Source organism: Stenotrophomonas sp. AG209 (genome assembly GCF_003550055.1).
In the GTDB taxonomy this organism is placed as follows: domain Bacteria; phylum Pseudomonadota; class Gammaproteobacteria; order Xanthomonadales; family Xanthomonadaceae; genus Stenotrophomonas.
The window spans coordinates 90,780-114,232 of the sequence record NZ_QXDB01000006.1 but is presented as its reverse complement, the minus strand read 5'-3'; the positions used below and the strand labels follow the sequence as shown (position 1 = coordinate 114,232).

Annotated in this window: 20 protein-coding genes and 1 pseudogene; 10 read left to right on the top strand and 11 right to left on the bottom strand. The window is 67.1% G+C overall.

The window, feature by feature from the left end; genetic code table 11:
* The first annotated feature begins 38 nt into the window (after positions 1-38).
* The 4 genes from DFO63_RS21325 to dbpA all read left to right on the top strand — a co-directional run bounded on the left by DFO63_RS21325 (position 39) and on the right by dbpA (position 3,535).
* Positions 39-1,118, top strand: a complete 1,080-nt coding sequence (locus DFO63_RS21325) for a YeiH family protein (RefSeq protein WP_119007834.1) — start codon at positions 39-41, stop codon at positions 1,116-1,118.
* Between the two features lie 14 nt (positions 1,119-1,132).
* Positions 1,133-1,735 (top strand): CbrC family protein, encoded by a 603-nt coding sequence (locus DFO63_RS21320; protein ID WP_147416513.1) that lies wholly within the window; start codon positions 1,133-1,135, stop codon positions 1,733-1,735.
* Positions 1,736-1,779: 44 nt separating this feature from the next.
* Positions 1,780-2,052 carry a hypothetical protein gene (locus DFO63_RS21315; protein ID WP_014036880.1) on the top strand — a complete coding sequence of 91 codons (273 nt, stop codon included), beginning with the start codon at positions 1,780-1,782 and terminating at the stop codon, positions 2,050-2,052.
* Positions 2,053-2,158: 106 nt separating this feature from the next.
* Positions 2,159-3,535 carry an ATP-dependent RNA helicase DbpA gene (gene dbpA, locus DFO63_RS21310; protein WP_049442802.1) on the top strand — a complete coding sequence of 459 codons (1,377 nt, stop codon included), beginning with the start codon at positions 2,159-2,161 and terminating at the stop codon, positions 3,533-3,535.
* A 174-nt stretch (positions 3,536-3,709) separates the two neighbouring features.
* On the opposite strand, the gene DFO63_RS21305 is transcribed toward dbpA, so the two are convergent.
* The 4 genes from DFO63_RS21305 to DFO63_RS21290 form a co-directional block, all read right to left on the bottom strand.
* The gene (locus DFO63_RS21305; protein WP_014036878.1) at positions 3,710-4,246 is read right to left on the bottom strand and encodes an adenine phosphoribosyltransferase; all 537 of its coding nucleotides are present in this window, start codon (positions 4,244-4,246) and stop codon (positions 3,710-3,712) included.
* 593 nt (positions 4,247-4,839) lie between these two features.
* The gene (locus DFO63_RS21300; RefSeq protein ID WP_119007833.1) at positions 4,840-6,405 is read right to left on the bottom strand and encodes a YdiU family protein; all 1,566 of its coding nucleotides are present in this window, start codon (positions 6,403-6,405) and stop codon (positions 4,840-4,842) included.
* 32 nt (positions 6,406-6,437) lie between these two features.
* Positions 6,438-7,127, bottom strand: coding sequence for a glutathione S-transferase (locus tag DFO63_RS21295; RefSeq protein WP_049442804.1), 690 nt, complete (start codon positions 7,125-7,127; stop codon positions 6,438-6,440).
* A 154-nt stretch (positions 7,128-7,281) separates the two neighbouring features.
* On the bottom strand, positions 7,282-7,491 hold the full coding sequence (locus DFO63_RS21290; RefSeq protein WP_005416210.1) for a cold-shock protein: 210 nt from the start codon (positions 7,489-7,491) through the stop codon (positions 7,282-7,284).
* A 302-nt stretch (positions 7,492-7,793) separates the two neighbouring features.
* Here DFO63_RS21290 and DFO63_RS21285 point away from each other — a divergent pair, with 302 nt between their 5' ends.
* Positions 7,794-8,282, top strand: a complete 489-nt coding sequence (locus tag DFO63_RS21285) for a YaiI/YqxD family protein (RefSeq protein ID WP_119007832.1) — start codon at positions 7,794-7,796, stop codon at positions 8,280-8,282.
* 4 nt (positions 8,283-8,286) lie between these two features.
* On the opposite strand, the pseudogene DFO63_RS21280 reads toward DFO63_RS21285, so the two are convergent.
* Positions 8,287-9,170, bottom strand: a pseudogene (locus tag DFO63_RS21280) (pseudouridine synthase).
* Between the two features lie 124 nt (positions 9,171-9,294).
* Here DFO63_RS21280 and DFO63_RS21275 point away from each other — a divergent pair.
* From DFO63_RS21275 to DFO63_RS21265, 3 genes are all read left to right on the top strand, one after another.
* On the top strand, positions 9,295-9,843 hold the full coding sequence (locus DFO63_RS21275; protein ID WP_049442807.1) for a YaeQ family protein: 549 nt from the start codon (positions 9,295-9,297) through the stop codon (positions 9,841-9,843).
* Positions 9,840-11,024 carry an NAD(P)/FAD-dependent oxidoreductase gene (locus DFO63_RS21270; RefSeq protein ID WP_049442808.1) on the top strand — a complete coding sequence of 395 codons (1,185 nt, stop codon included), beginning with the start codon at positions 9,840-9,842 and terminating at the stop codon, positions 11,022-11,024. The genes DFO63_RS21275 and DFO63_RS21270 overlap by 4 nt, the downstream gene beginning before the upstream one ends.
* Positions 11,025-11,115: 91 nt before the next feature.
* Positions 11,116-13,185 (top strand): EAL domain-containing protein, encoded by a 2,070-nt coding sequence (locus tag DFO63_RS21265; protein ID WP_042359143.1) that lies wholly within the window; start codon positions 11,116-11,118, stop codon positions 13,183-13,185.
* A 108-nt stretch (positions 13,186-13,293) separates the two neighbouring features.
* Here DFO63_RS21265 and fabV read toward each other — a convergent pair whose 3' ends face one another.
* The 6 genes from fabV to queA all read right to left on the bottom strand — a co-directional run bounded on the left by fabV (position 13,294) and on the right by queA (position 21,029).
* Positions 13,294-14,553: an enoyl-ACP reductase FabV gene (gene fabV, locus DFO63_RS21260; protein ID WP_101765306.1), complete on the bottom strand. Its 1,260-nt coding sequence runs from the start codon at positions 14,551-14,553 to the stop codon at positions 13,294-13,296.
* A 711-nt stretch (positions 14,554-15,264) separates the two neighbouring features.
* A complete protein-coding gene (gene secF, locus DFO63_RS21250; protein ID WP_101765305.1) occupies positions 15,265-16,245 on the bottom strand; it encodes a protein translocase subunit SecF in 981 nt (326 codons plus the stop codon).
* Between the two features lie 15 nt (positions 16,246-16,260).
* A complete protein-coding gene (gene secD / locus DFO63_RS21245; protein ID WP_049442810.1) occupies positions 16,261-18,117 on the bottom strand; it encodes a protein translocase subunit SecD in 1,857 nt (618 codons plus the stop codon).
* 61 nt (positions 18,118-18,178) lie between these two features.
* Complete coding sequence (gene yajC, locus DFO63_RS21240) at positions 18,179-18,523, bottom strand: preprotein translocase subunit YajC (RefSeq protein ID WP_014036867.1); 345 nt, start codon at positions 18,521-18,523, stop codon at positions 18,179-18,181.
* Between the two features lie 134 nt (positions 18,524-18,657).
* Positions 18,658-19,788: a tRNA guanosine(34) transglycosylase Tgt gene (gene tgt, locus DFO63_RS21235; protein WP_006434331.1), complete on the bottom strand. Its 1,131-nt coding sequence runs from the start codon at positions 19,786-19,788 to the stop codon at positions 18,658-18,660.
* Positions 19,789-19,961: 173 nt separating this feature from the next.
* A complete protein-coding gene (gene queA, locus DFO63_RS21230; protein WP_119007830.1) occupies positions 19,962-21,029 on the bottom strand; it encodes a tRNA preQ1(34) S-adenosylmethionine ribosyltransferase-isomerase QueA in 1,068 nt (355 codons plus the stop codon).
* Positions 21,030-21,240: 211 nt separating this feature from the next.
* Between queA and DFO63_RS21225 the strand changes: the two genes are divergently transcribed.
* Positions 21,241-22,737 (top strand): aminotransferase class III-fold pyridoxal phosphate-dependent enzyme, encoded by a 1,497-nt coding sequence (locus DFO63_RS21225; RefSeq protein WP_119007829.1) that lies wholly within the window; start codon positions 21,241-21,243, stop codon positions 22,735-22,737.
* A 120-nt stretch (positions 22,738-22,857) separates the two neighbouring features.
* Positions 22,858-23,451 (top strand): TIGR00730 family Rossman fold protein, encoded by a 594-nt coding sequence (locus DFO63_RS21220; RefSeq protein ID WP_014036864.1) that lies wholly within the window; start codon positions 22,858-22,860, stop codon positions 23,449-23,451.
* The last annotated feature ends 2 nt before the right edge of the window (positions 23,452-23,453 follow it).

Below are 23,453 nucleotides of genomic sequence, written 5' to 3'. Positions count from 1 at the left end.
GTGCACGCTTGCCCTATCACTCCAGCCCTACCCTTGCCATGAACGCCCCCGCTCTCTCCTCCTGGTCCCTGCCCGCCCTGCGCCAACGCTGGCAGCCGCGCCTGCCCGGCCTGCTGCTGGTGGGCCTGATCGCCGCGGCGTCGCTGTACCTGGCCGAGCTTCCCTGGCTTCAGGCGCACGGCCTGAGCGCGCTGACCGTGGCCATCGTCGCCGGCATCGTGGTCGGCAACACCTTCTACCCGCGGCTGGCACCGAGCAGCGCGGCCGGTGTCGGCTTCTCCAAGCACTGGCTGCTGCGCGCCGGCATCGTGCTGTACGGCCTGCGCCTGACCTTCCAGGACATCGGCCATGTCGGCGTCACAGGCGTGCTGATGGACGTATTGGTGGTCGCCAGCACCTTCGGCCTGGCCTGCTGGCTGGGCATGCGCGTGTTCAAGATGGAGCGCGAAGCGGCCATGCTGATCGGCGCCGGCAGTGCGATCTGCGGCGCGGCGGCGGTGATGGCCGCCGAACCGGTGGTGCGCGGCCGCGCTGCGCAGGTCACCGTCGCGGTCTCTACGGTAGTGGTGTTCGGCACGCTGGCGATGTTCCTGTACCCCGCCTTGTATGCGCTGGTGCAATCGCACGGCTGGCTGGCGATGGACGCGCAGCAGTACGGCCTGTTCACCGGTGCGACGGTGCATGAAGTGGCACAGGTGGTGGCGGCCGGCCGCGCGGTCAACGAAACGGCGGCCGATACCGCGGTGATCACCAAGATGGTGCGGGTGATGCTGCTGGCGCCGTTCCTGGTCGCGCTGTCGCTGTGGCTGGCGCGTGGCGGCAAGGCCAGTGCCGATGGCAGCAAGGCGCGCATCGTGGTGCCGTGGTTCGCGTTCGGTTTCGTGGCGGTGGCCGGGTTCAACTCGCTGCACCTGCTGCCGGCCGGCCTGCAGGCGGGGCTGGTGCAGCTGGATACCGTGCTGCTGGCGATGGCGATGGCCGCGCTGGGCCTGACCACCCACGTCTCGGCGCTGCGCCAGGCCGGGCTGAAGCCGCTGCTGCTGGCGCTGATCCTGTTCGCCTGGCTGCTGTTCGGTGGCCTGGCGACCCATCAGGGTGTGTTGGCGGTGCTTGGCTGATCGCCACTCCCCGCTTGCCGAATCCATCCGCAGATCGTAAAAGAACGCACCCTGCGCTGGTCGACACGGACGACATGACCATCCATCACCTTCCGAGCTTCCGTTACCATCCGGACCCGGTTGCGACGGGCAACGTGGCGCCCTCCACTACCACCTGCAGGGTCTGCCAGCAGGCGCGTGGGTATGTGTATCTGCACGATGCCATCCACGCAGGGCGCGTAGATTACTCAGAGCAGATCTGCCCTTGGTGCATTGCCGATGGCCGCGCCGCGTCGGCGTTGCATGTGGCGTTTGCCTGCCGCCTGGATATCGACGAAAGCGTCCCTGAAGCCGCGCTGGAAGAGCTGTCCCTGCGCACGCCGGGCTATGCCAGTTTCCAGGGGGAAACGTGGCTGGCACATTGCAGCGATGTCTGCCGATTCCTGGGCGACGCCACCCTGGAGCAGGTGACTCAGGCCTCGGCAGCGAGCATCGCGGCATGGTGCGCGATCAACGACGCCGACGAGGCGGCCTGGTGGGATCTGGCCAGCGACTACACGCCCGGTGCAGATATCGGCTTCTATATGTTCGAGTGCCTGCACTGTGGCCTGGTTCAGTTCCATGTTGACTCGGCCTGAACCTTCTCCTGCGCAGGCCCGACATGGGCCGCTAGACTTGAGGCATGCCCGCCTCCGCCGCCCTGCTGCAGATCCCCTTGCGCCTGCTGGATGACCGCTACGGGCCAGGCAATGTCGATGAAGCCGAAGACATGCTGATCGGGATCGTGCAGGCGGAGATGGGCGAGCAGGCAACCTGTTCGTTCGACTTCGACACGCGGCACGCCAACCCGTGGTTCCATCAGCTGCTGCTGGAACCCCGGGTCGCCGGAAAACCGGCCACCCAGGAGCAGCTGCAGGCGATGGCCGTACGGCTGGTGGCCCTCGGGCTGCACTGAAGGATGGACAGTGTCATCCACGCATGGCGTGGATCTACTGGATCGCACGCCCTGAGCGGGTGAAAAAGGCCGAGGGGACCAGCCTTCCGGACGGGTACAATGCGCCATGACTGACTTCTCGACCCTGCCGCTGAGCCCGGCCCTGCAGCCCGGCCTGGATGCCCTCGGCTACACCACCCTCACCCCCGTGCAGGCGCAGAGCCTGCCGGCCATCCTCGATGGCCGCGATGTGATCGCACAGGCGCCGACCGGCAGCGGCAAGACCGCCGCCTTCGGCCTGGGCCTGCTGCAGGCCATCGACCCCAGCCTGATCCGCGTGCAGGCGCTGGTGCTGTGCCCGACCCGCGAACTGGCCGACCAGGTCGGCAAGCAGATCCGCAAGCTGGCCACCGGCATTCCCAACCTGAAGCTGCTGCTGCTGGTTGGCGGCGTGCCGCTGGGCCCGCAGCTGGCGTCGCTGGAAGGCCACGATCCGCATGTGGTGGTCGGCACGCCCGGCCGCGTGCAGGAACTGGCACGCAAGCGCGCGCTGAACCTGGGCGCGGTGCGCACGCTGGTGCTGGATGAGGCCGACCGCATGCTCGACATGGGCTTCGAAGAGCCGATCCGCGAGATCGCCGGCCGCACCCACAAGGATCGCCAGAGCCTGCTGTTCTCCGCCACCTTCCCCGACAGCATCCGCGCCATGGCGCGTGACCTGCTGCGCGACGCAGTGGAAGTGACCGTGGAGGGTGCCGACCAGGCCCCGGCCATCCGCCATCTGTTCTGCGAGGTGGAACCGGCGCACCGCCAGAAGGCGCTGGCTGGCCTGCTGCTGAAGTACACGCCGGAATCGGCGGTGGTGTTCTGCAACACCCGCAAGGACGTGGACGAAGTGGCCAACTCGCTGCAGCAGTTCGGCTTCTCGGCACTGGCCCTGCATGGCGACATGGAACAGCGCGACCGCGAGGAAGTGCTGTTGCTGCTGGCCAACCGCAGCTGCAACGTGCTGGTGGCCAGCGACGTCGCCGCACGCGGCCTGGACGTGGAAGAGCTGGCGGCGGTGATCAACTACGAGCTGCCGACCGATGTGGAGAGCTACCAGCACCGCGTCGGCCGTACCGGTCGTGCCGGTGCCAGTGGCCTGGCGATCAGCCTGGTGGCCGGCCGCGAGAAGACCCGCGCCGAAGCCATCGAAGCGCAGATGGGGCAGCCGCTGGACTGGCAGAAGACGCCGCTGGCGACCTCGCGCCCGGCCGAGCTGCCGCAGGCGGCGATGCGCACCCTGCGCATCGACGGCGGCAAGACCGACAAGCTGCGCCCGGGCGACATCCTCGGCGCACTGACCGGCGACGCCGGGCTGTCGAGCAAGTTCATCGGCAAGATCGCGATCTTCCCGACCCGCTCCTATGTGGCGATCGCGCGTGAGCAGGCCAACAAGGCCGTGGCGAAACTGGAAGCCGGCAAGATCAAGGGCCGTCGTTTCCGCGTGCGGATGATGTGATTGAAGCAGCGTTGCCAGCCACGGCTGGCAACGACCTGGCCTGGTAGCGGCCAACCTTGGCTGGCCCGTCCATGGCGTCGGTTGCGAAAGGCGATGCCAACCAAGGTTGGCAACCACCGGCTCCCGGCCATTCGCTCTGGTAGATGCCAACCTTGGTTGGCACCCGCCCTTCGATCAGAACACCAGTTCGGTATGCAGCGGCAGTTCCGCTTCCCAGCGGGCGCGGCCGCCGAGGCCGTCGAGCTCGACCAGCACGCCGGCACCGACCACCTCAACGCCCAGGCGGCGCACCAGCGACAGCGCAGCGACCAGCGTGCCGCCGGTGGCCAGCACGTCATCGATGATCGCGACGCGGGCACCGGCCGGCAGCGCATCGGCATGCACTTCGATGCAGTCGCTGCGGTATTCCAGCGTGTATTCCTCGCGCAGCACCTGGCCCGGCAGCTTGCCCGGCTTGCGCACCGGCACGAAGCCCACGCCCAGCTCCAGCGCCATCGCGGCACCGAGGATGAACCCACGCGATTCGATGCCGACCACTGCGTCCAGCTTCTGGTCGCGCCAGCGGTCGGCCATCGCGGTGATCGCGCCGCGGAAGTCCTCGCCGTGGGCGAGCAGCGGCATGATGTCCTTGAACAGGATGCCGGGCTTGGGGAAGTCGGCGATGTCGCGCAGGCGGGAGGCCCACTGCGGAGCGACGATGGCGTCGGTCATGTCACATTGGCTATCTGATGGCGGCATAGGGTACCTGTTCCGGGCGCCGCCTGCCTGATGGGGGGTGTCTGCCGGGCTGCGCCCGGCGCCTGCAGAGGCTTCAAGCCAAGGCAACGGCAACGGCAAGAGCAGGTTTCCTGAGGGATGGCGGGGTGGGTCCGGTTGCGGGGGACGCCGTAAATACATCCATGTAGGCTCGGTCGCCGCATCCATGCGGCTCACGCCCCCGCAACCGGACCCACCCCGCCTTCGACAGTTTTCTGCGATCTGTCGTAGATCCACGCCATGCGTGGATGGGTCTCTATCGAAATCAAATATTTCGAGAATTGAACGAAAAGCATCCACGCATGGCGTGGATCTACCGTGTCGACCAAGGTCGACACCCACCCACAGCAGCGGGAATCTGTCGGAGGTGGGGTGGTGTCGGAGTGCGGGGTGTCAGCCGCATGGATGCGGCTGCCAAGCCTACAGGGACGTACTTGCGGCGTCCCCGCACTCCGACACCGCCCCGCCAAACCACGGAATCCAGCTTTTGCTCTGGTCGTTGACCTGGCCTCTGCGGGTGCAGGGCGCAGCCCTGCCGAAACCCACCCTCAGGAGCTGCAGGACAGCATCGAGCAACCGGCCCGATTGTCCGCCCACGCCGGGCGCTTGCCGGCGAAGTGCTCCAGCCCGGCGCGCTCGGTGTACGGGTCGCGCAGCACGTCCTGCAGTGCGTGAACGCCATCGAGGTCGCCCTGCTCTGCACGATCGATGGCTTCCTGCGCCAGCCAGTTGCGCAACACATACAGCGGATTGGCCGCGGCCATCTTCGCCTGGCGTTCGCTGGCCGACAGCGGATCGCGGCGCAGGCGCGCCGCGTAATCCTGCAGCCAGTGCTGCAACGGCGCCTGCACCGCCTGCTGGCGCGCCTGGTCGTAGTACACCGCGTCCAGCAGCGCTGCATCCGGTGCCGCCGGATCGATACGCATCAGCGCGCGCCAGGCCAGGGTCATGTCCATCGCACCCTCCTGCATCAGCTGCTGCCAGCGCTGGTAGAGCTGCAGGTCGTCATCGTCGGCCGCACCCAGCCCCAGCTTCGCTGCAGCGTCGCGGCGCGTGCAGGCCACGAAGGTGGACTGGTACGCCGCCAGGCCCGCCTGCAGCGGTGCGACATCGGCAAACAATGGCGACAACGCCTGCGCCAGTCGGCTCAGGTTCCAGTACGCCACCTGCGGCTGGGTACCGAAGCGGTAGCGACGACCTTGTGCGTCGGTGGTGTTCGGTGTCCAGTCCGGATCGAAGTCCTCGACCCAGCCATAGGGGCCGTAATCCAGCGTCAGGCCGAGCACGGACAGGTTGTCGGTGTTCATCACGCCATGCACGAAGCCGACGCGCATCCAGTGCGCGATCATCTCGGCGGTGCGCACCGCGACCTGCGCAAACCAGTCGCCGTACAGCGCCTCGCCCTGACCCTCCAGCTCGGGGAAATCACGGGCGATGCAGGTGTCCACCAGCTGTTGCAGCAGGGCGGTTTCACCGCGCGAGGCCGGCAGTTCAAACGAACCGAAACGCAGGAACGACGGCGAGACCCGGCACACGATGGCACCAGGCTCGGCACGCGGGTGGCCGTCATAGAACATGTCACGCACGACGTCCTCGCCGGTACCGACCAGCGACAACGCGCGGGTTGTTGGCACACCCAGGTGGTGCATCGCCTCGCTGCACAGGAATTCGCGGATCGACGAGCGCAGCACTGCGCGCCCATCGGCGCCGCGTGAATACGGCGTCGGTCCGGCCCCCTTCAGCTGCAGCTCCCAGTGGCGGCCATCCGGTGCGACCAGCTCGCCCAGCGAGATCGCGCGGCCGTCGCCGAGCTGCCCGGCCCAGTGGCCGAACTGATGGCCACCGTAGTTGGCGGCCCATGGCTGCATGCCTGCATACAGTGCGTTGCCACCGAATACACGCGCGAAACCTTCGCTCTCGACGTCAGCGGCATCGAAACCCAGCAGCGTGGCCACCTCCGGCGACCAGGCCAGCAGCGTGGGCGCCGCCACCGGGGTCGGCATCACCGGTGACCAGGCCGCGCCCAGCACGTCGCGGCGACGCGGGCCGGACTCGGGGTCGCCCGGGAGGGTATGCAGCAGGCGGTTGTCGAAACGGGGGCTGTCGGTATGCATGGTGCTGAAGATGGGGGCGACGGCCGCCCGCCTCAATTGCCGCTGAGCGCCTGCAGGTGGCCGCCGTGGGCCTCGGCACGCTGGTAGGCCGGGCGCTCACCGATACGCTTGAGGAAGCCGCGCAGCGCCGGCTTGTCGTCGAGACCACCGCCACGCGCGGCAGCGGCCTGGATCGGGAAGCTCATCTGGATGTCGGCCGCACTGAAGCGCTCGCCGGCGAACCACGGGCTTTCGGCCAGACGGCGCTCCATCCACTCCAGGTGCAGCCGCCGCTGTGGACCGATGAAGCCGCGCTCGGCCTTGTCGGCAATGCTGCGTGCGATCGGGCGCGCGAAGAACGGCATCGGCGCGTTGCGGATGCGGCCCATCACCAGGGTCAGCAGCAACGGCGGCATCGCCGAGCCTTCGGCGTAGTGCAGCCAGTAACGATAAGCGATGCGTTCGGCCCCGTCGGCCGGCATCGGTGACGGCGACAGCTGGCGTTGCGTGTCGTAACGGTCAGCGAGGTAGTCGAGGATCGCGCCGGACTCGGCCAGTACCAGCTCACCATCCTGCAGTACCGGCGACTTGCCGAGCGGATGCACGTTGCGCAGTTCCGGCGGCGCCAGCAGCGTCTTCGGATCCCGCGGATAGCGGCGCAGTTCGTAGTCCAACCCCAGCTCCTCCAGCATCCACAGCACGCGCAGCGAACGGGAGTTTTCCAGGTGGTGGACGATGCGCATGGGGGTGATCCCTTGGGGAGACGCGCATCGTACCGCGCCGGCTGCATGTCCTTTGTAGAGTCGCGCCATGCTCGACTCTACAGAACGGCGGGCAATAAAAAACGCCGGAAGCTTTCGCTTCCGGCGTTTTGGCTACCCAACGGTAGCAGACGGATTAGACCGCCTGCACCTGGTCAGCCTGCATACCCTTCTGACCCTGGACGGCGATGAAGGTAACCTTCTGGCCTTCCTGCAGGGTCTTGAAGCCGGTGCCCTGGATCGCGCGGAAGTGCACGAACAGGTCCGGGCCGCTTTCCGGGGTGATGAAGCCGAAGCCCTTGGCGTCGTTGAACCACTTGACGGTGCCGGTCTGACGTTCAGACATTTTACTAACTCCTGAAACACATGTTGAAAAAAATCGCAGCCACCGGGTATCGGGGCCGAGACTGAGTTGCAGGCGTTGGTAAAGCGGATCGATGAGCGGATCGTGAGATCAACTGCACCAGGCCACGATTCACGGTGACCCTAGCAAACACAGTGGGTCGCACGATACGCGTGTTTTCTGCAAAAAGCGATAGTCCCGACGTTCATGGGAATACGTCACCCGCTAGGCGTGACAAGGGTTGGCAGCCTTTCGCGCCTAACTCCGAGTCCCCATTCAGGTTTTTCCTACCCTACACTGGGTAAATGACTGAAGCTGAAACCCCCGCTGAACACGCCTCCCCCCGCATCTGGGTGGATGCCGACGCCTGTCCCACCGTCATTCGCGACATCCTGTTCCGCGCAGCTGAACGGGTCGGGATCGAACTGACCCTGGTCGCCAACCAGTGGATCCGTACCCCGCCCTCGCGCTGGCTGCGCTCGATCCAGGTGCCGCAGGGGCTGGACGTGGCCGACAGCGCCATCGTCGAGCGGGTCGCCGCGGGCGACCTGGTGGTCACCCAGGACATCCCGCTGGCCGCGCTGGTGCTGGAGAAGAATGCCGTCGCGCTGAACCCGCGCGGCCAGTTGTACACACCTAACAACATGGCCGAGCGGCTGTCGATGCGTAATTTCATGGAGGAACTGCGCGGCGCCGGGGTCCAGACCGGTGGACCGCCGCCGCTGGGACCCCGTGACCGGCAGCTGTTCGCCGCCGAGCTGGACCGCTGGCTGGCGCGACGCCCGGCCCGCTGAACGCCTAGCCGCCCCCGGTCGGCAGGCTCAGGCTGCGGCCGCTGCTGAACACCCGTCGTTCGCCGCTCAATGGGTCGTCGAAGGCCAGGGCCCGCGCCAGCAGCTGCAGCGGCGCCTCGGCGACGTTCGGCGGACGCTGCCGAAGCTGCGGGTACAGATCGTCACCCACGATCGGCGCCCCCAGCATCGCCAAGTGCACGCGCAACTGATGCTTGCGGCCGGTCTCCGGCAGCAGCCGGTAGCGCCAGATCGGCCCTTCGGCCTCGATCAGCTCGATCCGGCTGCGCGCATTGGGCTCGCCGGACACTTCGGCCATGCGGAAGAACGGCTCGCCCGGCACCAGGCGGCTGTCCCGCTGCAACGGGAACTCCCGCGCGGGCAGCGCTGGTGCCAGGGCCTCATAGGTCTTTTCGATGCGCCGCTCACGGAACAGGCGCTGGTAAGCATCGCGCGACGCACGCTGGGTCGAGAACAGCACCAACCCGGCCGTCAGCCGATCCAGCCGGTGCAGCGGCACCAGATCGGCATTGCCGGTGCGGGCGACCAGCCGCGCCAGCAGCGTCTCGCGCACATGCCCACCCGCGGGTGTCACCGGCAGGAAGTGCGGCTTGTCGGCGACCAGCAGGTGCGCATCCAGATGGACGAGGGTTTCGGTGAAGGGGATCACCGGCTCGTCGGCCACCTCGCGGAAGTACTGGATTTCCAGCCCCACCTGCCAGGGCATGTCCGGCGCCAGTGCCCTGCCCTGCCCTGCGCATCCTGCACGCGGCCACGGGCGAAACGGTCCTGCCATTGCACGCGGTCGATGCGCGGGAAACGCGCGCACAAGCCATCGAGCAGGCTGGGCCAGTGGCCGGGCGGCAGCTGCAGGCGGCTGGGCAAGGTCATGGCGTCCACTCCGGCCACGGAAAAGAGCGCAAGAGTGCCACCGTTGACGCTGTGCAGACAGCCCGGCAACGGACACCCCTGGAGCAAACCTCTATCATTGTCGTCTTTAGTCCACGGATCCCCCATGGCTCTTACCGCCACCATCCGCAAGGCCGAACTGCAGATCAGCGACATGGATCGCGGCTACTACGCGACCCACAACCTGACCCTGGCCCAGCATCCGTCCGAGACCGACGAGCGCCTGATGGTGCGCCTGCTCGCCTTCGCGCTGAACGCCGGCGACCGCCTGGAGTTCGGCCGCGGCCTGAGCACCGATGACGAACCCGATCTGTGGGAACACGACTACACCGGCGACATCCTGCAGTGGATCGACCTGGGCCATCCGGACGAATCGCGCATCCGCAAGGCCAGCAACCGCAGCCGCCAGGTGCAGGTGGTCAACTACGGCGGCAACGCCTCGGAGATCTGGTGGGGCAAGCAGGGCAAGGGCCTGGCGCGCTTCGACAATCTCTCGGTGGTCGACCTCGACGGTGCCTTCGTTGAACAGTGGGGCCAGCAGATCCAGCGTGCCATGCGCTGGAGCGTGCTGATCCAGGACGGCGAAGTGCAGCTGCTCAACGACCAGATCCAGCTCGACGTGATCCCGAACTGGCGCAAGCGCGCCAAGGCATGAGCACCATCCGCTGCGATGTGGTGGTCATTGGTGCCGGCGCGGCCGGGCTGATGACCGCGATCACTGCCGGCCAGCGCGGCCGCCAGGTGCAGGTGATCGACCATGCCAACAAGGTCGGCAAGAAGATCCTGATGTCCGGCGGTGGCCGCTGCAATTTCACCAACACCGGCACCACCCCGGCCAACTTCCTGTCGGCCAACCCGCACTTCTGCAAGTCGGCGCTGGCCCGCTACACGCCCTGGCACTTCATCGAGCTGGTGCACAAGCACGGCATCGCCTATCACGAAAAGGAACTGGGGCAGCTGTTCTGCGATGTCTCGTCCAAGCAGATCGTGAAGATGCTGGTGGACGAATGCCAGGCGGCGGGCGTGCAGATCCGTACCGACTGCAGCGTGCAGCGCATCGAGCACGGCAGCGATGGTTTCCGGGTGCACACCACGCAGGGCCAGTTCCATTGCGCCTCGCTGGTGGTTGCCAGCGGTGGCCTGTCGATTCCCAGCATGGGTGCCAGCGGCTTTGGCTATGAAGTGGCCCGCCAGTTCGGCCACCAGGTCCTGCCGACCCGCGCCGGCCTGGTGCCGCTGACCCTCAGCGGCAAGCACCAGGAGCGGCTGGCCGACCTCAGCGGCGTCGCACTGCCGATCGAGGCGCGCTGCAACGGAAAGAGTTTCCAGAACTTCATGCTGCTGACCCACCGTGGCGTGAGCGGCCCGGCCATCCTGCAGATCTCTTCGTTCTGGCAGCCCGGCGATGCGCTGGAGCTGGACCTGCTGCCGGGCCAGGATGCGGGCGAGTGGCTGCGCCAGATGAAGCGCGACCGGCCCGCCGCCGAGCTGCGCACGGTACTGGGCGAGGTACTGCCGAAGCGGCTGGCGCAGCGCCTGTGCGAGCACTGGCTGCCCGACCGCCCGGTGCGCCAGCTGGACGAGCCGGTGCTGCGCCAGGCCGCGCAGCTGCTGGGCGCATTCCCGCTGGTGGCCAGCGGCACCGAAGGCTACCGCACCGCCGAGGTCACCCTGGGCGGCGTGGACACCGCCGAAGTGTCATCCTCGACGATGGAATCCAAGCGCGTACCCGGCCTGCACTTCGTTGGCGAGGTGCTGGACGTGACCGGCTGGCTGGGCGGCTACAACTTCCAATGGGCCTGGGCCAGCGGCCATGCAGCGGGCGGCGTGGTGTGAACCACTTCGCCGTTCGACGCGCGCAAGGGGTGCGCGCATGGACGGTTCGCCGCGCATCGTGTATCTAGATTCGCAGATTGGGGAGCAGTGCATGCAGAACGCGAACGACATCACCATCCGCCTGCTGATCGTCGATGACAGCGGCGAGAATGCCGAAGCCATCGTCAGCACCCTGCGCAACAGCGGCATCGCGGTACGCCCGTGGCGCCCGCAGGACGCGGCTGAGCTGGCCCAGGTGCTGACCAGCCAGGCCATCGACCTGGTGCTGGCCTCGCCTTCGCAGGGCATCCCGCTGCAGCTGGCGGCCCAGCACATCGCCGCCAGCGGCAAGGACATCCCGCTGGTGCTGCTGGCCGAGCGCATCGACGAGGACGAACTGGTGCAGGCCAGCAGCCATGGCATCCGCGCCCTCGCCCTGCGCCAGCGCCCCGAGCACCTGCTCGCCGTGGTCCGCGACCAGTGGGTGGACCTGCAGGCGCGTCGCGGCCTGCGCCGCATCGAGGCGCAGATGCGCGAGACCGAGCGCCGCTGCGACGCGCTGATCGCCTCCTCGCGCGACCCCATCGCCTACGTGCATGAAGGCATGCACATCCGCGCCAACGACGCCTACCTGGAGATGTTCGGCTACGAGCATTTCGACGACATCGAAGGCATTTCGCTGCTGGACATGGTCGCCGCCCAGCACGTGGAGGGCTTCAAGCAGCTGCTGAAGGGCCTCAGCCGTGGCGAGGCGCCGCCGCCGCAGTACCAGCTCGACGCGCGCCACGAGGACGGCAGTGCGTTCCCGGCGACCATGGAGTTTGCCGCTGCCACATATGAGGGCGAGTCCTGCCTGCAGGTGGTGCTCCGCCGTCGCATGGAATTCGACCCCGAGCTGGCACGCGAGGTCGAGGACCTGCGTCAGCGCGACCAGGTCACCGGCCTGCTCAATCGCCCGACTTTCATGCTGCAGCTGGAAAGCGCGGTGGCCCAGGCCGGGCGCAGCGAGGGCCAGTTCGGCCTGCTGCTGATCGAGCCGGACCACTACGCGCGCCTGCTGCCGGACATCGGCCTGGCGTCGGCCGACACCCTGATCGGCGCGCTCGCTGGCCTGCTGGCCGAGGTGGTCGGCGAGGACGCACAGCTGGCCCGCTTCGGCGAGCACAATTTCGCTGTACTGCAGGCCGGGCCCTACGCGCAGACCGTGGCGCTGGCCGAGCGCATCCGCGAAGCCTACGCGGCACACGTCTTCAGCATCGGCGCACGCTCGGCCACGGTGACGGTCAGCATCGGTGGCGTGCAGGTGGGCGAGAAGATCGCCAGCATCGGCCAGGTGCTGGCGCGCGCCAGCGAGTGCACCCAGGCCGCCGCGGAGCTGGGCAACACCTGCCGCATCTTCGACCCGGCTGCCGCCGACCGCGTCGAGGAGGAACGTGTGCAGCGCTGGGTTGCGCGCATCCGCGAGGCGCTGGCCGGCGACGGCTTCCAGCTGCACTACCAGCCGGTGCTGAACCTGCAGGGCGAGCCGCTGGAGCTGTACGAGGCCTACCTGCGCCTGGAGAACAACGGCGAGCTGCTGAGCCCGACCGCGTTCCTGGGCATCGCCGAGGAACACGGCCTGCTGGCCGACATCAACCGCTGGGTGGTTTCGCAGGCCATCGCGGTGCTTGGCCAGCGCGCACGCGAAGGCAACGCCACCCAGGTGCTGGTGAAGGTGACGCCGGAGTCGTTCGACGATCCGCAGATGATCGCCACCCTGCGCCGCGAACTGCAGGCACAGGGCGTGCCCGGCGAACGGCTTTGGCTGCATGCGCCGGAGGCGAAGGTATTCACCCACCTGCGCAGTGCGCAGCAGTTCCTTGCCGAAGTGGCACCGCTGGGCTGCCGCATCGGCCTGGAGCAGTTCGGTTCGGGACTGGATTCGTTCCAGCTGCTGGCCCACTTCCAGCCGCAGTTCCTCAAGCTGGACCGCGGTTTCACCAGCGACCTGGCGGCCACGCGTGAGAACATCGACCGCATCAGCCAGATCACCGCGCGCGCGCAGGAAGCCGGCATCCGCACCATTGCCGAGTTCGTCAGCGATGCCAATTCGATGACGCTGCTGTTCAGTGCCGGCGTGGATTACGTGCAGGGCGACTTCGTCGGCCCCGCGCTGCCGGAGATGGGCTTCGAGTTCGGGTGACCGAGGGTAGTGCCGGCCGCTGGCCGGCAGCCTCTGGTACCCGGGGTTGCCGGCCAGCGGCCGGCACTACCAAACGAGAAGGCCGGCATTCGCCGGCCTTTTCGTTGATCAGGTCATGTCGACCAGATTTTCGATCTTCACGTCCGGATTGACGTCGGCCTCGTAGTCGACGCCTTCCACGCCAAAGCCGAACAGGCGCAGGAAGTCAGCCTTGTAGCCGGCCAGGTCGCTGATCTCGTACAGGTTCTCGTTGGTGACCTGCGGCCACAGCGCCACCACCTTGCCCTGCACGTCCGCAGCCATTTCCTTGTAGTCGGCACGCAGGCGGCCTTCCTCGTCGACCAGCGCGACGGTATGGCCCTCGCCGTCAACCAGATCGTGACGCAGGCGATCGACCGCCACGCCCTCGGCCTTGCCGCCGTAGAGGATGTCGTACAGCACGTCGAGCTGTTCAATGCAGCCTTCGTGAGTGCCCTTTTCCTTCATCACCTTGAACAGCAGCGACAGGTACAGCGGCATGGTCGGAATCGCCGAGCTGGCCTGGGTGACTACCGCCTTCAGCACCGATACGCGTGCGTCGCCGCCGATCCTGGCCAGCTTCTCGCGCAGGCCCAGCACCTTGGTGTCCAGGTCCTTCTTGGCGGCACCGATCGAGCCATTCCAGTAGATCGCCTGGGTGATCTCTTCGCCCACGTAGGTGAAGGCAGTGGTGGTGCAGCCGTTGGCCAGCACGCCGGCATCGGCCAGCGCATCGATCCACATCTGCCAGTCCTCGCCCCCCATCACCGCGACGGTGCCGGCGATTTCTTCCGGGGTCGCCGGCTGCAGGTGGGTCTCGGTCAGCACTTCCTTGTCGGTATCCAGGCCACGCAGGGTGATCGGCTCGCCGATCGGCTTCAGCGTGGAGCTGATGATCTCGCCGGTCTTCGGGTGCTTGCGGCGCGGCGCCGCCAGGCTGTAGACGACCTGGTCGACCTGGCCGAGATCGGCCTTGATCATTTCGATGGTCTTCGCCTTCACTTCATCGGAGAAGGCATCGCCGTTGATGCTCTTGGCGTACAGGCCGGCTTCCTCGGCGTACTTGTGGAACGCAGCCGAGTTGTACCAACCCGCAGTACCCGGCTTGGTCTCGCTGCCCGGGCGTTCGAAGAAGATGCCGAGGGTAGCGGCGCCGCTGCCGAAGGCGGCAGTGATGCGTGCAGCCAGGCCGTAGCCGGTGGAGGCGCCGATCACCAGCACGCGCTTCGGGCCGTTCTGGATCGGCGGGCGCGCGCGGATGTAGTCGATCTGCTGCTTGACCGCGGCCTCGCAGCCGGTCGGGTGGGTGGTGACGCAGATGAAGCCGCGGACGCGCGGTTTGATGACCATGGATACCTCGGGTTGGCAGATGCGGCGCACGGGGCGCTCAGCAGGAATACGGGTGCGCGCCTGCGCGCGCGAACCGCAGGATCGTAGTGCGCGGGGCACGAATGCACAACCGACGGCGGCGTAGGGTGGAGTTTGTTTTGCAGGGTTGCACCCTGCACCGGCCGAAGCAACGGCCAGGGCGGAAGCAACGTCAAAAGCTGGATTCCTGAGGATCGGCGGGGTGGGTCCGGTTGCGGGGGACGCCGTGAACCCATCCATGGGGGCTTGGCCGCGGCATCCATGCCGCGGACACCCCCGCAACCGGACCCACCCCGCCTTCGACAGTTTTCCGCGATCTGTCAGGACAGTTCTTGGGGTCAGATCCGTTTTCCTCTGGAAAACGGATCTGACCCCATCTGGATTGCTCGATATCTGACCGATGTGTCGACCAAGGTCGACACCTACCAACTGCCGCAGGAATCTGTCAGAGGTGGGGCGGTGTCGGAGTGCGGGGTGTCAGCCGCATGGATGCGGCTGCCAAGCCTACAGGGACGTACTTGCGGCGTCCCCGCACTCCGGCACCGCCCCGCCATCCCACGGAATGCACGCTGTTGCTGTTGCTGTTGCTGCCGGCCAGCGGCCGGCACTACCGCAGGTGCAGGGCTGCAAGCCCTGCCAACAAAAAACCCCGCTTGCGCGGGGTTCTCTGTGTGTTGCGTGCAGCGCGAATGCTTACGGGCGACGGGCCAGGGCCTCGACGTCCTTGGCCTTCGGCAGCAGGTCCTGCTTGCTGACGCGCAGGAAACCGATCGTCAGCATCGGCACCGCCACCAGGATCGAGGACAGCACCACGATCACCGCACCGATCATGTGCGTCTCGGCCAGGCCTTCCATCGAGCTGCCGCCGTACATGTACAGGGCAAGTGCCGACAGGAAGAACATCACCGCGGTGATCACCGTACGCGACAGCGTCTGGTTGATCGAACGGTTCAGCACTTCCATCGAGTCCACGCGCAGGCTGCGGAAGTTCTCACGGACGCGGTCGAAGACCACGATCAGATCGTTGATCGCAAAGCCCATCACCGACAGCAGGCCGGCCAGCACGGTCAGGTCGAACTCACGGCCCAGCAGGGACACGTAAGCCACCGTCACGATCAGGTCGAACATCGCCACGATGCTGGCGGTGACCGCGAACTTCCATTCGAAGCGCACCGCGATGTAGATCAGGAAGCCGGCCAGCATGAAGATGGTGGCATACAGGCCATTCATCGCCAGGTCCTTGCCGATCTGCGGACCCACGAACTCGTTGCGGAGCACGGTGGCCTGATTGTCGGCGGTGGACAGTGCCTTTACCACGGCGGCGGCGGTGGCCTTGTCCTCGTGCGCGGCGTCGCCGGTACCGGCAGCGTGCTCGCCATGCGGGGCCAGGCGGATCAGCAGGTCGGTGTTGCCACCGACGCTCTGCACCTGCGCGCCCTCAAAGCCGCTCTGCTCGAGCTTGGTGCGGACCTGCTCGACGTCCACGGCCTTGTCGAAGCGGGCTTCGATCAGGGTGCCGCCGGTGAAGTCCAGGGCGTAGTTGAAGCCCTTGACGCCGATGATGGCGACCGAGGCCAGGAACACGATGACCGTGACGACCATCGCGACATGGCGCCAGCGCATGAAGTCGATCTTGGTGTCGTTCGGGAGGATGTGCAGCGGAAACAGTTTCATGTGCGTGTCGTCCCGTCAGATGGCCACGTTCTGGAGCTTCTTGCGGCGGCCGTAGATCAGCGTCGCCAGCGCACGCGACACGGTGATCGCGGTGAACATGGAGGCGAAAATACCGATGATCATGGTCAGCGCGAAGCCCTTCAGCGGACCGGTACCGAATGCGAACAGCGCCACACCGACGATCAGGCCGGTCAGGTTGGCGTCGAGGATGGTGCCCGAGGCACGCTCGTAACCGGTCACGATCGCGGTCTTGCCCGGCACGCCGGCACGCAGCTCCTCACGGATACGCTCGTTGATCAGCACGTTGGCGTCCACCGACAGGCCGACCGACAACGCCAGGCCAGCGAAGCCCGGCAGGGTCATGGTCGCGCCGAACAGCGACATCACCGCCACCACGATCAGCAGGTTGAACAGCATCGCGATCGAGGTGATCACACCGAACATGCGGTAGTAGACGCTGAAGAACACCAGGGTGAACAGGAACGCGAACACCACCGCGCGCATACCGTTCTTGACGTTCTCGGCACCCAGGCTCGGGCCGACCACGCGCTCTTCGACGAAGTCCATCGGCGCGGCCAGCGAGCCCGACTTCAGCAGCTTGGCCAGGTCCTCGGCTTCCTTCTTCTGCAGGCCGGTGGTCTGGAAGTTCTTGCCGAACACGCCGTTGATGTTGGCCACCGAGATCACTTCCTCGTTGACCTTGAAGCCACGCACTTCCTGGCCGTCGACGACGGTCACGGTCGGCACGCGCTCGGTGTAGACCACCGCCATCGGCTTGTTCACGTTGGCGCTGGTGAAGTCGAACATGCGCTGGCCACCGACGTTGTTCAGCGTCACGCTGACGGCCGGGGAGCCACTGTTCGAATCGGTCACGGCCTGCGCGCCGACCATCTGGTCACCGGTGACGATCACGCGCTTGTTCAGCAGGATCGGACCACCGCCGTCACGACGCTGGTAGACCTTCGCTTCCGGCGGGATGCGGCCGGCGGTGATGGCGTCCTGCGCGTTGCCTTCAACCACCGCACGGTATTCCAGGGTGGCAGTGGCGCCGATCATGCGCTTGGCTTCGGCAGTGTCCTGCACGCCCGGCAGCTGCACGACCACCCGGTCGGCACCCTGGCGTTGGATGATCGGCTCGGCCACGCCGAGCTGGTTCACGCGGTTGCGCAGGGTGTTGATGTTCTGCTCGATGGCGCCATTGGAGATCTGCGCGATCTCGGTATCCGGCACGGTCACCGTGATGCGGTTGCCGCTGACGTCGTAGCCGAGGGTCGGCTGCGCCTTGACCAGGGCGGTACGCGCACGCTGCGCGGCGTCATCGCCGGCGGACGGGCTCAGGTTGGCGACGATGCTGTTGTCAGCGCGGCGTTCCACCGACTGGTAGGCGATGCGCGCGTCACGCAGGGTGCTGCGCACGTCTTCGGTGTAGGCGTCCAGGCGCTTGTCGAGGGCGGCCTTCTGGTCGACCTGCAGCACGAAGTGCACGCCGCCCTGCAGGTCCAGGCCCAGCACCATCGGGCGGCCACCGAGTTTGGCCAGCCAGTCCGGCACGGTCGAGGCCAGGTTCAGGGCCACGGTGTACTTCTCGCCGACGGTGTCACGCAGGGCGTCGCTGGCAGCGGACTGCGCCTTCAGGTCCGGCAGGCGGACGATCAGGCTCTCCCCTTCCTTCTCGACACCGATGGTGGTGATACCGGCCGTCTTCAGGTCGGCCAGCACACGGTCGCGCAGCGCATCGTCGATCTGGCCGCCACGGTTGGCGGTGATCTGGAGGGCCGGGTCCTTCTGGTAGATGTTGGGCAGCGCGTACAGCGCACTGAGCGCCAGTACGATCAGGATGACGACGTACTTCCAGCGTGGAAATTCGAGCATTGCTTGGGTCCCGCGCGGCGCCATCCCCGGCGCCGCGGTTGTGCTTCGGAAAGGGAGTGGCTTACTTGGCCGAATCCAGGGTGCCGGTCGGCAGCACGCTGCCGACAGCGCCCTTCTGCACGCGGATGCGCACGTTCTCGGCCACTTCGATGGTGATGAAGTTGTCGCCGATGTCGGTGACCTTGCCGGCGATGCCACCGTTGGTCAGCACTTCGTCACCACGCTTGATCTTCTCCAGCATGGACTTGTGCTCCTTCTGCCGCTTCATCTGCGGGCGGATCATCAGGAAGTACATGATGGCGATCAGGATGATCGGGAACAGCAGCGTGGTCAGGCCCATGCCCTGCGGTTGGCCGCCGGCGGCCTGGGCGTGGGCGGCGGGAATCAGGAAGGCAAGCAGGTTCATCGTTGGTCCTTTGGTTGGGCGGCGCTCCGGCCCTTTCACGGGCACGGGGTGTCGACCGCGGATCTGGGTCAGCCTTGAAGTATGCCACGGCCCCGGGCGTTCGTCCTTGGGCCGTTTGGCAGGGGGTGTTCGGGTTACAGGGGCGGTGCTACCGCCCCGCGTGCCGCGTAGAAAGACTCACGGAAGGCCAGGAAGGTTCCCGCCTCGATCGCCGCACGGATGTCGGCCATGAGCTTTTCGTAATAGAACAGGTTGTGCAGGGTGCCCAGCATCGGCGCCAGCATCTCGTTGCAGCGGTCCAGGTGGCGCAGATAGGACCGGGTGTAGCCGCCGGTGCAGGCCACGCAGCCGCAGCCCGGCTCGATCGGGTCCATGTCGCGCGCGTACTGGGAGTTGCGGATGCGGACGGTGCCGAACGAGGTGAAATAGTGGCCGTTGCGGGCGTTGCGGGTGGGCATCACGCAGTCGAACATGTCCACGCCACGTGCGACACCCTCGACCAGGTCCTCCGGCCGGCCCACGCCCATCAGGTAGCGCGGGCGGTCGCCCGGCAGTTCCGGGTCCAGGTGGTCGAGCATGGCGTTGCGCTCGTGCTCCGGCTCGCCCACGGCCAGGCCGCCGATGGCGTAGCCGTCGAAGCCGATCGCCTGCAGGGCCTCGGCCGAGCGGCTGCGCAGGTCGGTGTGCACCCCGCCCTGGACGATGCCGAACAGGGCCGCGTCGTTGCCCAGCTCGTCATGCGCGTTGCGGCTGCGCTGCGCCCAGCGCAGGCTCAGCTCCATCGAACGGCGGGCGACATCCTCGGTGGCCGGGTACGGGGTGCACTCGTCGAAGATCATCACCACGTCTGAATCGAGCACCTTCTGGATCTTCATGCTCTCTTCCGGGCCCAGGAACACCCGGGCGCCGTCGGTCGGCGAGGCGAAGGTCACGCCCTGCTCGGTGATCTTGCGGCGGTGAGCCAGCGAGAACACCTGGAAGCCACCGGAGTCCGTCAGGATCGGGCCATCCCAGCGGCAGAAGCCGTGCAGGCCGCCGTGGTCGGCGATGATGTCCAGGCCCGGCCGCAGGTACAGGTGGAAGGTATTGCCGAGGATGATCTCGGCGCCCAGCGCACGCACCTGGTCCGGCAGGATGCCCTTGACCGAGCCATAGGTTCCCACCGGCATGAAGGCCGGCGTTTCCACCGTGCCACGCGGGAAGGTCAGGCGGCCACGGCGGGCACGGCCGTCGCGGGTCTTGAGCTGGAACTGCAGTCGGGACATGGAGCGGTCATTCAGGCAAATAGTCGCCCATTGTCTCCCAAAACCAGGGCGACCGCCCATTCAGGCCTGAACGGACCGGCAGTAGAGCCATGCCATGCGTGGCTTTCCTGCCACCCAGGTTCCGGCAAGTGCGCACCAACGGTGCGCACCCACCACAACCGGATGCAGGTGCCCTACCCCGCCTGCGGGAACAGCAGCATCGCGTCGCCGTAGCTGAAGAAGCGGTAGCGCTGCTCGATCGCGTGCTGGTAAGCCTCGAACACGCGCTCCTTGCCGGCGAACGCGGAAATCATCATCAGAAGCGTGCTTTCCGGCAGGTGGAAGTTGGTCACCATCGCGTCGACGCTGCGGATGCGGTAGCCCGGGGTGATGAAGATCTGCGTTTCACCCGCGAACGGCAACAGCTCACCATCGCGCATCGCGCTTTCCAGCGCGCGCACCACGGTGGTGCCGACGCCGATCACCCGGCCGCCGGCGGCGCGCGTGCGCCGCACCTGCTGCACCAGTTCGGCACCGACGTTCAGCCACTCGCGGTGCATCACGTGGTCCTTCAGGTCATCGGCACGCACCGGCTGGAAGGTGCCCGCCCCCACGTGCAGGGTGACGTGGCCGAAGTCCACGCCCTTTTCCTTCAGCGCGGCCAGCAACGGCTCGTCGAAATGCAGGCCGGCGGTCGGCGCAGCCACCGCGCCCACTTCACGCGCGAACACGGTCTGGTAGCGCTCGCGGTCGTCCACGCCCGGCTCGCGCTGGATATAGGGCGGCAGCGGCAGGCGGCCGGCGTGCAGCAACCACTGCTCCAGCGACTCGGGCACATGGAACTGCAGCACGTAGAACTCGCCGTCACGACCCAGCACCTCGGCTTCACCACCGGCATCCAGCGCAATGCGGCTGCCGGCCTTCGGCGACTTGCTGGCGCCGACCTGCGCGCGTGCCTGCTGGGCGCCGAGCAGGCGCTCGATCAGGATCTCGACGCGGCCGCCACTGGCCTTCTGCCCGAACAGGCGCGCCGGGATCACCCGGGTGTCGTTGAACACCAGCAGGTCGCCCGGCTGCAGCAGCGACGGCAGGTCGCGCACCTGCAGATCGGTGAAGGCATCGGGCGCCGGAGGCACCAGCAGCAGGCGGCTTGCGGAACGTTCGGCCAGGGGAGCCTGCGCGATCAGTTCAGCCGGCAGGTCGTAGTTGAAATCGGACTTCTTCAAGGCAGTGGGCGGCAACAGGTCGACAATGGCGCGCATTGTACGTCCAGCGTCTGCGAGCCGGCGCGCTTCGCGGCGAACGTCGCGCAAAATGCTGCTATGCAGCAGGTTTTTGCGGGGTTATCGCGCAAAAAAACAAGTGCTAGCATCGAGTCGGAAGTCCGCTGCACGAGCCTGCCCCCAAGCGCGCGTGATGACGCGCGTTTTGCTTTTGAAGGCCCGTGCGACCCATCGTTTCAGGAGATCTGCAATGAGCTTCATCGAACGCCTCGCCCCCCTGCGCACCCAGCCCGGCACCCGCCTCACCACCGGCCTGGACGATGCCACCCTGACCGCCCTGTCCGCCCGCCACCCGCAGCTGATCGCCGCAGTGGATGCCGCCGCCGAGGAATTCGCGCGCGTGCAGGCCGACCTGGGGCCGCTGCTGGCGCAGGACGAACAGGCGCAGATCGACGCGATGCAGGACGGCTTCGTCAATTTCTATGCCGATGATGCAGTGACTCCGTACGTGGCGCTGGCCGCGCGCGGCCCGTGGGTGGTCACCCTGAAGGGTGCGGTGCTGTACGACGCCGGTGGCTACGGCATGCTCGGCTTCGGGCACACCCCGGACGCCGTGCTGGAGGCGATGGCCCGCCCGCAGGTGATGGCCAACATCATGACCCCCAGCCTGTCGCAGCAGCGCTTCATCACCGCCCTGCGCGCCGAGATCGGCCACCGCCGTGGCGGCTGCCCGTTCGCGCGCTTCATGTGCCTGAATTCCGGCTCCGAGTCGGTTGGCCTGGCCGCGCGCATCGCCGACGTCAACGCCAAGCTGCAGACCGACCCCGGCGCGCGCCACGCCGGCGCCACGATCAAGCGCGTGGTGGTCAAGGGCAGCTTCCATGGCCGTACCGACCGCCCTGCCCTGTATTCCGATTCCAGCCGCAAGAGCTACATGCAGCACCTGGCCAGCTACCGCGGCGAGGATTCGGTGATCACCGTGGCGCCGTACGATGAGGCCGGCCTGCGCAAGGTGTTCGAGGACGCTGCACGCAACCAGTGGTTCATCGAGGCGGTGTTCCTGGAACCGGTAATGGGCGAAGGCGACCCGGGCCGCTCGGTGCCGCCGGCGTTCTATGCCGTGGCCCGCGAACTGACCCGTGCGCACGGCAGCCTGCTGCTGCTCGACTCGATCCAGGCTGGCCTGCGCGCGCATGGCGTGCTGTCGGTGGTCGATTACCCGGGCTTCGAAGGCCTGGATCCGCCGGACATGGAGACCTACTCCAAGGCGCTCAACGCCGCGCAGTACCCGCTGTCGGTGCTGGCGGTGACCGAGCATGCCGCGCAGCTGTACCGCAAGGGCATCTACGGCAACACCATGACCAGCAACCCGCGCGCGCTGGACGTGGCCTGCGCCACCCTGGCGCAGCTGACCCCGCAGGTGCGCGCCAACATCGCCGAACGCGGTGCCGAGGCCGTGCGCAAGCTGGAACAGCTCAAGAGCGAGCTGGGCGGCCTGATCACCAAGGTGCAGGGCACCGGCCTGCTGTTCTCGTGCGAGCTGGCGCCGCAGTTCAAGTGCTACGGCGCCAACTCCACCGAGGAATGGCTGCGCCAGCACGGCATCAACGTGATCCACGGCGGCGAGAACTCGCTGCGCTTCACCCCGCACTTCGGCATGGACAGCGACGAACTGGACCTGCTGGTCGGCATGGTGGGCCGCGCCCTGCGTGAAGGCCCGCGCCGCGAGCAGGCTGCGGCGGCGTAAGCGGCCGCTTCGCTTCGGCGCTACAGAAGCGGCGATAATCCACCCGCACCCCGCCCGCAACCGCTGACCCGGTTGCCGGCGGGGCGTTTTCGTTTCCGCACCAAGAGACAAGACCCCCCCATGAAGTCGATCTGCGTCTACTGTGGTTCCAACGCTGGCAGCAAGCCGGCCTACACCGAACGCGCCATTGCCCTGGGTGATCGCATCGCCCGCGACGGCCTGCGCCTGGTGTACGGCGGTGGCAACGTCGGCCTGATGGGAACCGTGGCCAATGCCGTGCTCGCCGCCGGCGGCGAGGTGACCGGCGTGATCCCGCGCCAGCTGGCCGACTGGGAAGTGGCCCACCGCGGCCTGACCGAACTGGAGATCGTCGGTTCGATGCATGAGCGCAAGTCGCGCATGTTCGACCTCGCCGATGGCTTCGTCGCCCTGCCCGGCGGCTTCGGCACCATGGAAGAGATCTTCGAGATGCTCACCTGGCGCCAGCTGGGCATCGGCAACAAGCCGTGCGCCTTCCTCGACGTGGAAGGCTTCTACGCCCCGCTGATCGGCATGATCGATCGCATGGTGGAAGAACGCTTCCTGCATCCGGACCAGCGCCAGGACCTGTGGTACGGCTCGGACATCGAGGAAATGCTGGAGTGGATGCAGAACTACCAGCCGGCGCAGGCCTCGAAGTGGATCGACGAGAAGCGTCGCTCCGCCCTGCGCTGAGG

Coding starts and splice junctions, on each gene's coding strand:
- DFO63_RS21325 (WP_119007834.1), top strand. CDS start 39: ATGAACGCCCCCGCTCTCTCCTCCTGGTCCCTGCCCGCCCTGCGCCAA.
- DFO63_RS21315 (WP_014036880.1), top strand. CDS start 1,780: ATGCCCGCCTCCGCCGCCCTGCTGCAGATCCCCTTGCGCCTGCTGGAT.
- dbpA (WP_049442802.1), top strand. CDS start 2,159: ATGACTGACTTCTCGACCCTGCCGCTGAGCCCGGCCCTGCAGCCCGGC.
- DFO63_RS21305 (WP_014036878.1), bottom strand. CDS start 4,246: ATGACCGACGCCATCGTCGCTCCGCAGTGGGCCTCCCGCCTGCGCGAC.
- DFO63_RS21300 (WP_119007833.1), bottom strand. CDS start 6,405: ATGCATACCGACAGCCCCCGTTTCGACAACCGCCTGCTGCATACCCTC.
- DFO63_RS21295 (WP_049442804.1), bottom strand. CDS start 7,127: ATGCGCATCGTCCACCACCTGGAAAACTCCCGTTCGCTGCGCGTGCTG.
- DFO63_RS21290 (WP_005416210.1), bottom strand. CDS start 7,491: ATGTCTGAACGTCAGACCGGCACCGTCAAGTGGTTCAACGACGCCAAG.
- DFO63_RS21285 (WP_119007832.1), top strand. CDS start 7,794: ATGACTGAAGCTGAAACCCCCGCTGAACACGCCTCCCCCCGCATCTGG.
- DFO63_RS21275 (WP_049442807.1), top strand. CDS start 9,295: ATGGCTCTTACCGCCACCATCCGCAAGGCCGAACTGCAGATCAGCGAC.
- DFO63_RS21270 (WP_049442808.1), top strand. CDS start 9,840: ATGAGCACCATCCGCTGCGATGTGGTGGTCATTGGTGCCGGCGCGGCC.
- DFO63_RS21265 (WP_042359143.1), top strand. CDS start 11,116: ATGCAGAACGCGAACGACATCACCATCCGCCTGCTGATCGTCGATGAC.
- fabV (WP_101765306.1), bottom strand. CDS start 14,553: ATGGTCATCAAACCGCGCGTCCGCGGCTTCATCTGCGTCACCACCCAC.
- secF (WP_101765305.1), bottom strand. CDS start 16,245: ATGAAACTGTTTCCGCTGCACATCCTCCCGAACGACACCAAGATCGAC.
- secD (WP_049442810.1), bottom strand. CDS start 18,117: ATGCTCGAATTTCCACGCTGGAAGTACGTCGTCATCCTGATCGTACTG.
- yajC (WP_014036867.1), bottom strand. CDS start 18,523: ATGAACCTGCTTGCCTTCCTGATTCCCGCCGCCCACGCCCAGGCCGCC.
- tgt (WP_006434331.1), bottom strand. CDS start 19,788: ATGTCCCGACTGCAGTTCCAGCTCAAGACCCGCGACGGCCGTGCCCGC.
- queA (WP_119007830.1), bottom strand. CDS start 21,029: ATGCGCGCCATTGTCGACCTGTTGCCGCCCACTGCCTTGAAGAAGTCC.
- DFO63_RS21225 (WP_119007829.1), top strand. CDS start 21,241: ATGAGCTTCATCGAACGCCTCGCCCCCCTGCGCACCCAGCCCGGCACC.
- DFO63_RS21220 (WP_014036864.1), top strand. CDS start 22,858: ATGAAGTCGATCTGCGTCTACTGTGGTTCCAACGCTGGCAGCAAGCCG.